Here is an 11,943-nt window from a genome sequence, read left to right as displayed (position 1 = left end):
ATGCCGGTGACGCCCTTCTACCGGCTCATCTGGGAAGACGGCTATGTCTTCGACTATTCGAACGACGACGCCGCCCTGATGGCGCAGATCGCGGCCAAGAACCCGGCTGACGCGGAAGGCTATCGCGCCTTCATGCGCTTCTCCGAAGGGGTCTACCGCGAGGGCTACCAGAAGCTCGGCACCGAAAGCTTCTGCGATTTCCGCACCATGCTCGAGGCGGCGCCGTCGCTGTTGCGCTACGAGGCGTTCCGCTCGGTCTATTCGATCGTCGCGCGCTACATCAGGGACCCGCAGTTGCGCGAGGCCTTCAGCTTCCACACGCTGCTGGTGGGCGGCAATCCGTTCACCACCTCGTCCGTCTATGCCCTGATCCATGCGCTCGAGAAGAAGGGCGGGGTCTGGTTTCCGCGCGGCGGCACCCATGCGCTTGTGAGAGGGTTGCTCAGGCTCTTCACCGACCTTGGTGGCCAATTCCGCCTCGGCGTGCCGGTCGCGCGGATCGAGGCGCTCTCCACGCATGTGACAGGCGTAACTCTTGCCGATGGCACCCGCATCGCAGCCGACGCCGTCGCTTCCAACGGCGATGTCGTCCACACCTATGCCGACCTGCTCAATGGCCACCCGCGCGGGCAGAAGATGGCACGGGCGTTGCAGCGCAAGAGCTTCTCGCCGTCCCTCTTCGTCGTCTATTTCGGCTTGCGCGGGCTTTCGCCGGAGATCGCCCATCATTCCATCATCTTCGGCCCACGTTACCGTGAGCTCCTTGATGACATCTATGCCACCGGCGTGCTGGCGGATGATTTCTCGCTCTACCTCCACCACCCCACTGCATCCGACCCAAAGCTGGCGCCCGAGGGCTGCTCCACCTTCTATGTGCTCTCACCCGTGCCCCATCTTGGGAAATTCGCTGCCGACTGGGACAAGGTGGGCCCCATCTATGCCGACCGCATCCTCGACTATCTCGAGCAGCGCGGGATCGTGCCCGATCTCCGGGCCCGCCTTGTGACCAAGCGGATGTTCACACCCGCCAATTTCAGGACCGAGCTCAATGCCCATCTCGGCTCCGCCTTCAGCCTTGAGCCAGTCTTGTGGCAATCCGCCTATTTCCGCACCCACAACCGCGACGACGAGCTCCGCAACCTCTATTTCGTCGGGGCCGGAACGCATCCAGGGGCGGGGATTCCGGGCGTCGTCGGCTCGGCCAAAGCAACGGCCAAGCTGATGCTCGCTGACATGGGCGCGCGCTATCCCGAAGCGCCAGCCTGGCCATCCAACGCTGGGCCGGCATTGGTTGAAGCGCAATAGGAGGCGCCGTGGCGGATCCGGTTCTGGATGCTGCGCGTGCAACCATTCGCCAGGGGTCGAAGAGCTTCGCGCTCGCCTCGAAGCTGTTCGACGGCAGCACACGCGCACGCGCCACCTTGCTCTATGCCTGGTGCCGGCACTGCGACGATGTGATCGACGGCCAGCTGATGGGCGAAGGCCATCATGACTGGGGCGGCAGCCCGGCCGAGCGGCTGGCCCGGCTGCGGGAGCTGACAGATCGTGCGCTCGCCGGCGAGCAAACGGGAGAGCCAGCATTCGATGCGCTCGCCCGCGTTGCTGGCGAAGTCGCCATGCCAGCACGCTATCCGCATGATCTCCTCGAAGGCTTCCGGATGGATGTGGAATGGGAGCCTGTTGCCGATTGCGAGCATCTGCTGCGCTATTGCTACCATGTCGCAGGCTGCGTGGGCGTGATGATGGCGCTCGTCATGGGAGTCGCATCCGGTGACCATGCCGTGCTGGCGCGCGCCTCTGACCTCGGCCTCTCCTTCCAGCTCAACAACATCGCCCGCGATGTCGCCGAAGACGCCGCGCGCGGGCGCTGTTACTTGCCTGCCGACTGGCTTGCCGGAGAGGGGCTGACAGCGCAAACCCATGCGCTGCCCGAACGGCGCCAAGCCCTGCACCGCGTCGTCTCCCGCCTCGTCGATCTCGCCGAGCGCTACGAGGCGAGCGCAGCGCATGGCGTGCCAGCGCTCCGCAATCGCCAGGCCTGGGCAGTCTTGTCGGCAGCGCACATCTACGGCGACATCGGCCGCAAGGTGCGCGGAAAGGGCCCAGAAGCGCTCGCCACGCGCACCTTCACGCGCCGGCGTGAGAAACTCTTCGCCGTGATCAGTGCCTTTCCCGAGGCACTGTGGAAGAGGAATGTGCGGGTTTCGACTCCCGCCGACCGCACCGGGCTCTGGACTCCCACCTTCGCTTGAGGCCGCGGCTGCTCAGCTGCCCGCCACGTCCTCCTCGAGACCCCTGCCGACCGGACTCTGGCGGATGACCGCCTTGCCGGCCCGGCGGTTGGCTTCCAGCTGGCGCTGGAGCTCGGCAATCGGCGGCGCCCACAGAAAGCCGAAGCTGACGGTCCCCTCCTTCGACTGGACGACATGGTGGAGGCGGTGCGCCTGGACGATCCGCTTCATGTAGGCCGACCGCGGGACATAGCCGGTCTCGATCCGGCGATGCACGATGATGTCGTGGAAGCCGAAGTAGATGGCGCCATAGCCCGCGATCCCGATCCCGATCCAGGTGGCAAGATCGCCCCAGCCCAAGAGCGAGCCAGCGAAGATGAGGAAGATGGAGGGGATGGCGCCCATCACGCCAAACCAGTCGTTCTTCTCGAACCGGCCAGTGCGCGGCTCATGGTGCGACTTGTGGAGCGACCAGAGGAACCCGTGCATCACATAGCGATGCGCAAGGATGGCAACGAGCTCCATGGCAAGCGTGGTCAAAACGGCCACCAGAAGCCCAAGCCAGAGCGGAATATCCCCGTGAAAGACGTGCATCCCTCGGTCTTAGCCGAGCGAGGCCCCGGCTTGAAGGCCCGCAGTGCCGCATGGCGGATGGTGCTGCCGGCGAGGATTGAACTCGCGACCTCAGCCTTACCAAGGATGCGCTCTACCACTGAGCTACGGCAGCATGCCCGATGCGAAGCCGCGCGCCCTTGGCCGATGCGCCCTCTGCCTGTCAAGCAACAGCCGGGCGGACTGCGGCCGGAAGCGCAAGCGTTGCCGCAAGGCCGCCCAGATCGGCGCTTTCAGCAAGGCGCACGCTGCCACCATAGATCTCGGCAATGTCACGCACGATGGCAAGTCCAAGACCGGTGCCCGGCTGGCTGGTGTCGAGTCGCAAGCCCCGTTCGAACAGCTTGCGGTCGAGGCCCGAGGGAATTCCAGGACCATCGTCCTCAACCAGGATCTCCAGCCGCTCGCCGCGGGCCTGGACGGTCACAAACACGCGGCCGCCGCCATATTTGGCGGCATTGTCGATGAGGTTGCCAGCCATTTCCTCAAGATCCTGGGCTTCGCCCTGGAAGACCGCGTCGCGGTCGCCGGCAATGTCAATGACGATCCCGCGCTCGGCATAGATTCGCGAGACCGCACGCTGGAGCCGCTCGAGCACCGGCCAGACCGGCGCGCGGGCCTGGCTCGAGGCCCGGCGCGCGGAGGCACGCGCGCGGGCGAGGTGGTGGTCCACATGGCGGCGCATTGCAGTCGCCTCGCGCCGCACCGTGGCAGCAAGATCCGCACTGTTGGCCGCCGCCTCATTCAACAGCACTGAGAGCGGGGTCTTGAGCGCATGGGCAAGATCGCCGGCGTGCATCCGCGCGGCCTCGGTGGTGGCTGCGCCATGGTCCAAGAGGGCATTGAGTTCGGCCACCAGCGGCGCGATTTCGGGCGGGACATCGGCTTCGGGCGCGCGCCGGATCCGGCCGGCGCGGATGTCGGCAATCGTTGCCGACATGCGCCGCAGCGGTTGGAGACCATAGCTTGCCTGGAGTGCTGCGAGCGCCACGAGCCCGAGGGCGAGCACGCCAAGGGCAAGCCAGAGCGTTCGCCGGATGGCCGCAATCTCGGAATCAAGCGGCGCAGCCGCGGCAGCGACAGCAAAGCGAAACACGGCCGGCGAGCCGGGAATGATTGCATCCTGCTCCACAAGGCGAAGCGGCTCGTCGTCGAAACTCTCGTTCCTCGATGTGCACAGCGTCAGACACGCCTTGTCGAGGTCGAGCGCAAGCGTACGGTCCCAAAGCGAACGCGAGCGGAAATCGCTGCGGCCCTTGGCCGAGACTTGCCAGTAGCGCCCGGAATAGGGTTCCGCAAAGCGCGGCTCGGCCGGCTCGCGGTTGAAATAGGCATCGCCCGCGGAGTCGAGCTCGGCAGCGGCGATCATGATGGGCAGGGTCTCAGCCAGCTGGGCATCGAAGTTGCGGATGAGGGTGGCCGTCACCAGCCGGTCGAGCAAGAGGCCGCCACCCAGCGTGAGCCCGGCAATCCACGCCAGCGAAAGAAGCAGGATCCGCCGGCTGATCGAGCCGGGGGCGCGCCTGCGCGTCTCAGCCGTCGAGACTGTAGCCGAGACCGCGGATGGTGGTGATGAGATCGGCTCCAAGCTTCTTCCGAATGCGCGTGATGAAGACTTCGATCGTGTTCGAGTCCCGGTCGAAGTCCTGGTCATAGATATGTTCGATAAGCTCGGTGCGCGAGACCACCTTGCCCTTGTGGTGCATGAGATAGGACAGAAGCTTGTATTCCTGCGCCGTCAGCTTGACGGGCTCGCCCGCCTTGGTCACGCGACCAGTGCGGGTGTCGAGCACCACGTCTCTCGCGACCAGCTGGGCAGAGGCATTGCCGCTGGCGCGGCGGATGAGGGCGCGCAGCCGCGCCACCAGCTCCTCGGTCTCGAACGGCTTGGCAAGATAGTCGTCAGCGCCGGCATCCAGGCCAGTCACCTTGTCCGACCAGCTGTCGCGCGCTGTCAGCACCAGGACGGGCATGCGCCGGCCGGCAGAGCGCCAGCGGCGCAACACTTCCAGCCCGTCGATTTCGGGCAAGCCAAGATCAAGGATGACAGCATCATAGCTTTCGGTCTCGCCAAGGAACAGGCCCTCCTCGCCGTCCGGCGCATGGTCGACCGCATAGCCGGCCTGTTCCAGGTTGCGGCGGAGCTGCCGGGAAAGCGTCGGTTCATCCTCAACCACCAGAACACGCATGGGGGCATTCCTCCTTGAGCAGCGTCAGGGTTGGATGCGGACCACCCGGCCCGAGCGGGCATCAACATCAACCCAGACGACCTCGCCAGCCTCCCGCCGGAACTTGAACCGATAGACTGGCGAGCTGGTCTCCACGCCGAGATAGCGGCCGCGCCCTTCGCGGCCCGCAATTGCAAGCAGGTCCTCAAGTGAGCGGTATTCGCCGCTCTCGCGGGCTGCACGCGCGACATCCTGGTCGCTGACCGGCCGACCCCGCGCTTCGACGGCCGCGCGCGACCCGCTGCTCTGGGCCAGCGCTGGCGCAAAGAACAGAAACTGCGTGCCGCAAGCAACAAGAGCAGCCGCGAGCAGCGCGCGCCCGCCGCCTCGGGAAAAGACTTCGCTCATGATTCATGCCACTTCTCCGCCTGCAGCCGTGAATGGGCAGTGAATGTGCCAGGATTATGCCCCACGCCTTGCCGGGCTTGCCGGCGCTCCGCCAGCGATGGCAGGTGGCCGGCATGCCAGCTGCGCCTCCTCTCGTCGCGCTCGAAGCAATCGCACTCCGCCAGGGCGATGGCCTGCTGTTCAAAGACCTGTCGCTGTTCATCGGCCCGACAGACCGGCTTGCCCTCATCGGCCGCAACGGGGCCGGCAAGACGACCCTCTTTCGCCTGCTCGACGGCAGCCTCGCACCCGACCGCGGCCGGCGCACGGTGCAGCCACGCGCGCGAATCGTCACACTGGCCCAGGACCCGGAGATGGCGGGGTTTGCAACGCTTGCGGATTTCACCGCCGCAGGCGACGACGCACCGCCCGCGCACGCCGTCGCCGCCATTGCGGGCCAGCTCGGCCTTGATCTCACCCGGCCGGCAGCCACAGCGTCGGGCGGCGAGCGCCGGCGCGCGGCCATCGCCCGTGCGCTCGCAAGCACCCCTGACCTCCTCTTGCTCGACGAGCCGACCAACCATCTCGACATCGCAGGCATCCGCTGGCTCGAAGACTGGCTTTCGCGCTACACGGGCGCGTTCCTCGTCATCAGCCACGACCGAGCCTTCCTTGCCCGGCTGACGAGGGCCTGCCTGTGGCTCAACCGCGGCACCCTGTTGCGAAAGGACGTTGGCTTCGGCGGCTTCGAGGCCTGGACTGACGAAGTGCTGGCGGCAGAAGCGCGAGCAGCCGCCAGGCTTGACCAGAAGCTCGCAGAAGAGCTTTCCTGGCTCCAGCGTGGCGTCACTGCGCGAAGACGCCGCAACCAGGGCCGGCTCTTGCGGCTCGAGGCCTTGCGCGCGGAGCGCCGCGCCATGCTGGGCGCCCCAGGCGTTGCCAAGCTCGCCATCAAGGCCGCTGACGCCAAGGCGCGGATGGTGATCGAAGCCGAGCATCTCACAAAAACGCTCGGGAGCCGACCCATCATCACCGATTTCTCGATCCGCATCCTGCAGGGCGACCGGATCGGCATCGTGGGCGCCAACGGCACTGGCAAGACCACGCTTCTCAAACTGCTCACGGGCGAGCTCGCACCCGACCGCGGCACGGTCAGGCGCGCTCCCGGCCTTGCCGGGATCACCATCGACCAGCAGCGCGCCCTTCTCGATCCCGACAAGCGGGTGCGGGACATCCTCGCAGATGGGGGCGACTGGCTCGATGTGCGGGGGACAAGGACGCACGCCCGCGGCTATCTGAAACAGTTCCTCTTCTCCCCTGAGGCACTCGACGCGCGAGTTGGCAGCTTCTCGGGCGGCGAGCGGGCGCGGCTGCTCTTGGCGCGCGAATGCGCGCGTGCGGCCAATCTCCTCGTCCTCGACGAGCCCACCAACGATCTCGACCTTGAGACCCTCGACCTCCTGCAGGAAGTGATTGCCGACTTCGATGGCACCGTGCTCCTCGTCAGCCACGATCGTGACTTCCTCGACCGCACTGTCACCATGACCTGTTTTCTCGACGGCTCCGGCCGGGTGGAGCTGGTCGCCGGCGGCCATGCCGAACTTGCGCGGGCGCTCGCTGCCCCGCGAAAGCCCGGCCGGGAGCGCCCTTTGTCACCAGCATCGGCGGCTGCAACGCCCGCGGCTTCGCTGCCGCAGCGCCGGCTCTCCTTCCGGGATCAGCATGATCTCAATCGCTTGCCTGCCGAAATCGCGCGGCTTGAGCGCGCGCGAAACCGGCTCGAAGCTGAACTGGCCGACCCTGGCCTCTACACTCGGGCACCAGCGCGGTTCCAGGCCGCAACTGAAGAGCTTGCGCGTGTGCGCGCAGCGCTTACGGAAGCGGAAGAGCGCTGGCTTGAAGTCGCAGCCAGGGCCGAAGCGCTCGGCAGCTGAGCCCTGCGCACCTCTCCCCTAGGCGAACTCGACTCCAGGCGGGATATCCTGCGCCGGCAGCAGCGACGGGCCCGGCCGGTGGAGCGGCGCACGGGCACCATGGAGGCGGATGAAGTCCTCAACCACGGGGGCGACAAGATCGCGCCAGCGCCTGCCGTTGAAGATGCCATAGTGGCCGGCTTCCGGCACCAGGAAATAGTCCTTCCGGTCGGGCTTCAGGTTGCGGGCGAGGCCGAGCGCAGCCTTGGTCTGGCCAATGCCGGAGATGTCGTCCCGCTCGCCCTCGATGGCAAGAATGGCCGTGTCAGTGATGGCACCGGGGTCCACCACGACGCCACGGTGGCGAAATTCGCGCCTGGGCAGCAGATGCCGCTGGAACACTTCATCGACCGTCTGCAGGTAGAAATGCGCATCCATGTCGCAGACGGAGAGATATTCCTCGTAGAAGCGCATCGTCGCCTCAGCGCTTTCATCATCGCCGGCAATCAGATGCTTGAACATCTCCCAGTGGGAGACGAGATGGTTGCCGAGGTTCATCGCCATGAAGCCGGCGAGCTGGAGGAAGCCGGGGTAGATCCGGCGGCCGCGGCCAGGATAGGTGAGCGGGACAGACGTAATGACATTCTGCTCGAACCAGGCAAGCGGCCGCTCCATGGCAAGGCGGTTTACTTCCGTTGGCGCCTCGCGCGTGTCGATGGGGCCGCCCATCATGGTGAGCGTATAGGGCCGGTGCGGGTGGCCAGCTGCTGCCATCAGCGCAACAGCCGCAAAGGCCGGAACCGACGGCTGACACACTGCCAGCACATGGGGCCGCTCGCCGCGGGCGCCCAACAACGCGATCCAGTCGATCAAATAGTCGATATAGTCGTTGAGGCTGAAGGTGCCGAGCGCGGTTGGAGCAAGCTTGGCATCGCGCCAGTCGGTGATGAAGACATCATGGTTGGGGAGCAGCCGTTCCACTGTGCCCCTCAGCAGCGTCGCATAGTGGCCCGACATGGGGGCAATGACGAGCACGGTCGGGTCACAGCTCTCAACCGTTGGCCGGGCGAAATGCTTCAGCTGGCCGAACGGGCGGCGATCGACGATCCGTTCCTCAACTGGCACCCGCCAGCCATCGATAATGGTCTCAGCAAGGCCAAAGGCCGGCTTGCCGCGCGGCTTCATCGCATGGGCAAAGACATCAAGTGCAGCCGCTGCCACTGGCGCTCCGCCCGTATAGGCGAGCGGATTGAAGAAGCTCGTCATCCAGCCCGAGCCGATCCGCGCGGCAGCAGTTGCACCGGCAAACCAGCCGCGCGAGACTTCATAGGCATCATAGAGCATCGCCGTTCGCCTTCTCGCCCGCTTCTGCGGCCGGCCTGCCCAAACTCTTGCGGCCTTGCCTCCCGGCCGCTTGAGCTCCGGCATGCCTGCCGACTTCTGGTCCCGCCGCCGGCCTTGCATCGCGCCTGCGGCAGTTTTGCCGCACCAAGTTGAGCGCGGATGATGGCCTTGTCCAGCCCCCTTTGCGGCATGGAAGGGGAACGCAGCTGTTGCCCAAAAGCCGCAGCACTGGCCCGACGGGTTCTGGCTCGCGGATTTTAGAGCGCGCACACGGCCCAGCTGTGGCTAGAGAGGCGTGGCGCCGTCGCAGAGCCTTTGAAAAGGTCCCAGCCAGCGGCGGGAGGGAGAGGAAGATGAGGTTTCTTCGCAAGACGAACGGCCGCGTCCGTGCGTTCCTTCTGGCAAGCGCACCGGTGGCAGCGGTGCTGCTGCCCCAGCCTGCAGACGCCCAGGATGCGGCCACCACCGGTCTTGAGGACATCATCGTGACTGCGACTCGGCGCGCGGAATCGATCCAGGATGCGCCCGTCGCTGTCTCCGCGATCGCGCCCACCCAGCTCGAACGTGCCGCCGCGCCTGACATCCGCGACCTCGTCGGCCGGGTGCCGAACCTCGTCATCGACCCGGTCAACGCCGGGCCTTCGGCTGCGGCCATCTCGATCCGCGGCATCAGCTTCGAGGATATCGAGAAAAGCTTCGACCCAGCGGTCGGTGTTTTGATCGACGGAGTCTATCTTGGCACCAACACGGGCCAGCTGCTCGATGTCTTCGACTTCGAGTCTGTTGAGATCCTGCGCGGGCCGCAAGGCACGCTGTTCGGCCGCAACACGACGGCAGGCGTCATCAACATCCAGCGCACTCGGCCAACCGGCGAGCTCGGCATGAAGCTCCTTGCCACCTTCGATGACAATGGCCGGCGCGATGTGCGCACCGTCGTCAACCTGCCCAAGATCGCCGACTTGGTCAGCCTCAAGGCCTTCTGGCTCCACAACCAGAACAAGGATTTCTACACCAACCGGACGCTTGGCCGCGACTATGGCGGCCGCAACTACGACCAGTGGGGCATCACTGCCCGCATCGAGACCGGCGCCCTCGATGCCGTCCTCACCTACGAGCGCGTGGACGAGCGGACCGAGATCGACACCAGCCCCCTCGGCCGCACTGGCGTTGACCTCATCTGCGCGCCGATTCCGGGCTTGCCGCCGGGCTTCCTCCCTCCCCGGAACCAGTGCAACCGCACGACGGAAGACCAGCTCTATGAAACCTTCACCAATGTGCCGAGCCTTGCCCTCAACAAGGGGGACGCCTTCACCGCCAATATCGTCCTTGATACCGATCGCTTCGTCATCACTTCGGTCACTGGCTACCGCACCAGCGACGAGAGCGTCCGCCAGGATTTCGACTCCGTCTCGGTCAACTTCTTCGACACGCTGAGAGTTCAGGAATATAAGCAGTTCACCCAGGAAGTCCGGGCAACCGGAAACATCACCGAGCGGATGAACTTCGTGGCCGGCGCCTATTATTTCTTCGCCAACTACAAGCTTGACCAGACAACCTTCTTCGGCCCCTTCCTGCAGTTCGCCGCTGGCTTGCCTGCGCGGGGTGGCAACCGGGTCGATCACGACAGTGCGTCGATGGCCGTGTTCGGCGACGTCCAGTGGCGCGTCACAGATGCGCTGCGCCTCAGCTTCGGCGGCCGCTACAACTGGGACGACAAGAATTACGTGAACGATTATCTGAAAACCGGCCTGCCCCAGTTCATCGCCCGGCCAAGCGAAAGCTGGCAGCAGTTCCAGCCCAGGGCCTCGATCGACTACCGGATCACGCCCGACATCCTGGCCTATTTCGCCTTTGCCCGCGGCTATCGTGCCGGCGGCTTCAACGGCCGCGGCCAGACGGACTTTTCGGCCAGAACCCCCTATGATCCCGAGACCGTCAACAGCTACGAGCTCGGCGTCAAATCGACGTGGCTCGACAACCGTCTGACCGCCAATGTCGCAGGCTTCATCACCAAATATGATGACAAGCAGGAGGAAATCGTTCGCCCAGCGCCGCCGCCCGCGGGCCAGGAGACGATTGTCGCCAACGCGGCCACTGCGACCATCTCGGGAATCGAGTTGGAGGTCCGCGCGCTGCCGTTCGACAGTCTCAGCCTCTATGGCTCGCTCGGCTGGCTCGATGCCCGCTACGACAAGTTCGAAACCCTCATCGGCGGCGTTTTGACCGACATCTCCAACCGCGAGCTGCGCCGCACGCCAGACTGGTCAGCATCCGTCGGTGGTGACTGGACGCTTCCCGTCGGCGGCAGCGGCAACGAGCTTATCGTCTCGGCGTCGTGGCGCTATCTTTCTGCCCTGCAGACGACCATCGTCGGCGCCTGGTTCGACCCAAGGGTCAACGACCCGCGCGGCCGGGCCGATGCCCGCCACCTCCTCGATGCCTCGGCAACCTACCTGTTCGAGCTCAACCGGGCCCGCTTGAGGGCCACCATCTTCGGCCGCAACCTCTTGAACGACAAGGGGCTTTCTGCCGCACTTCCGGTTGCCGGGCTGTTCTCCTTCGGGGCTGCACGGCCGCTTCGCACCTTCGGCGGCGAGATCGGCTTCGAGTTCTAGGGCCTGGCAGCAGCGAGGCCTCCTCGCCGGAATCGCTGCTGCCGCAACAGGCGCCCCCGTCATCGCTTGCAGCTGGGCGTTGCACAGCCAGCGGTTCGTCGCCCGGCGTGACGGCGTCAAGGCAGCTTCCCTTGCCTTCGCACTCCATGCGTCAGTCCGGCGTGTGGGTCCAGAATGCCCGACATGGAAGCGTGGCCCTTGGCTAGGGAGGCGGGCGCGCCCCCGGCAGCCGATCGCCAAGCAAGGCAAGTCCTGCAATCCAGGTCCAGGCGAGCATCATCATGGTGCCGCCAATAGGGGCAAGGGCCGCCACCCAGCGCGGCGCATCAAGCGCGAGAGCGTCAAGCACCGTTGCAAAGATGAAGGCACCGACGGCGAGGCCCCAGGCGCCGATCCGCCCCTCGCGGCCGGGCCGCCACGCCAGCACCGCCAACACGGCAGCGGCATGGGGCAGCTGGAAGAGCACCCCGGTCATGATCCAGTCCCGCTGCTGGCCCGGGGGCAGCCCGTGCACGGCGAAGGTCCCGAAGGTGAGCGCAAGGATGGCGTTGAGCGCCGCCAGAGCCGGCAGGAACCGGGCCGGCCGTTCCGCCATCACCGCCCGACGCCGGTGTAGGAAAAGCCGTGGCGGGCCATTTCCTCCGGCCGGTAGATGTTGCGAAGATCAACCACC

Annotated in this window: 10 protein-coding genes and 1 tRNA gene; 4 read left to right on the top strand and 7 right to left on the bottom strand. The window is 65.9% G+C overall.

The genetic code is table 11. From position 1 onward, the window contains the following. Window positions 1–1,305 (top strand): phytoene desaturase (locus ACWIQA_RS08690; protein ID WP_448582675.1); only part of this gene is annotated, 1,305 nt, incomplete at its 5' end. Window positions 1,306–1,313: 8 nt separating this feature from the next. Next, on the top strand, window positions 1,314–2,252 hold the full coding sequence (locus ACWIQA_RS08685; protein WP_448582674.1) for a phytoene/squalene synthase family protein: 939 nt from the start codon (window positions 1,314–1,316) through the stop codon (window positions 2,250–2,252). Between the two features lie 12 nt (window positions 2,253–2,264). On the opposite strand, the gene ACWIQA_RS08680 is transcribed toward ACWIQA_RS08685, so the two are convergent. From ACWIQA_RS08680 to ACWIQA_RS08660, 5 genes are all read right to left on the bottom strand, one after another. Then, window positions 2,265–2,825 (bottom strand): sterol desaturase family protein, encoded by a 561-nt coding sequence (locus tag ACWIQA_RS08680; RefSeq protein WP_448582673.1) that lies wholly within the window; start codon window positions 2,823–2,825, stop codon window positions 2,265–2,267. Window positions 2,826–2,883: 58 nt separating this feature from the next. Further along, window positions 2,884–2,958: transfer RNA gene (locus ACWIQA_RS08675), tRNA-Thr, on the bottom strand. A gap of 48 nt (window positions 2,959–3,006) precedes the next feature. Continuing rightward, the gene (locus ACWIQA_RS08670; RefSeq protein ID WP_448582676.1) at window positions 3,007–4,422 is read right to left on the bottom strand and encodes a sensor histidine kinase; all 1,416 of its coding nucleotides are present in this window, start codon (window positions 4,420–4,422) and stop codon (window positions 3,007–3,009) included. Further along, complete coding sequence (locus tag ACWIQA_RS08665; RefSeq protein WP_448582672.1) at window positions 4,376–5,032, bottom strand: response regulator transcription factor; 657 nt, start codon at window positions 5,030–5,032, stop codon at window positions 4,376–4,378. Before ACWIQA_RS08665 ends, ACWIQA_RS08670 begins: the two co-directional genes overlap by 47 nt. A 24-nt stretch (window positions 5,033–5,056) precedes the next feature. Further along, entirely contained in the window at window positions 5,057–5,419 is a 363-nt protein-coding gene (locus tag ACWIQA_RS08660) for a PepSY domain-containing protein (protein ID WP_448582671.1), read from the bottom strand. 113 nt (window positions 5,420–5,532) lie between these two features. Here ACWIQA_RS08660 and ACWIQA_RS08655 point away from each other — a divergent pair, with 113 nt between their 5' ends. After that, complete coding sequence (locus tag ACWIQA_RS08655; RefSeq protein ID WP_448582670.1) at window positions 5,533–7,332, top strand: ABC-F family ATP-binding cassette domain-containing protein; 1,800 nt, start codon at window positions 5,533–5,535, stop codon at window positions 7,330–7,332. A gap of 18 nt (window positions 7,333–7,350) precedes the next feature. Here ACWIQA_RS08655 and ACWIQA_RS08650 read toward each other — a convergent pair whose 3' ends face one another. Next, window positions 7,351–8,655, bottom strand: a complete 1,305-nt coding sequence (locus ACWIQA_RS08650; RefSeq protein ID WP_448582669.1) for a polyhydroxyalkanoate depolymerase — start codon at window positions 8,653–8,655, stop codon at window positions 7,351–7,353. A 353-nt stretch (window positions 8,656–9,008) separates the two neighbouring features. Here ACWIQA_RS08650 and ACWIQA_RS08645 point away from each other — a divergent pair, with 353 nt between their 5' ends. Further along, window positions 9,009–11,270: a TonB-dependent receptor gene (locus ACWIQA_RS08645; RefSeq protein ID WP_448582668.1), complete on the top strand. Its 2,262-nt coding sequence runs from the start codon at window positions 9,009–9,011 to the stop codon at window positions 11,268–11,270. A gap of 202 nt (window positions 11,271–11,472) precedes the next feature. Here ACWIQA_RS08645 and ACWIQA_RS08640 read toward each other — a convergent pair whose 3' ends face one another. Further along, window positions 11,473–11,865: a DUF423 domain-containing protein gene (locus ACWIQA_RS08640; RefSeq protein ID WP_448582667.1), complete on the bottom strand. Its 393-nt coding sequence runs from the start codon at window positions 11,863–11,865 to the stop codon at window positions 11,473–11,475. Between the last annotated feature and the right edge of the window lie 78 nt (window positions 11,866–11,943).

The sequence above is a fragment of the Thermaurantiacus sp. genome (assembly GCF_053487655.1).
Note: the sequence above shows the minus strand (reverse complement) of the source record. Positions and strands in the feature narration are given on the sequence as shown.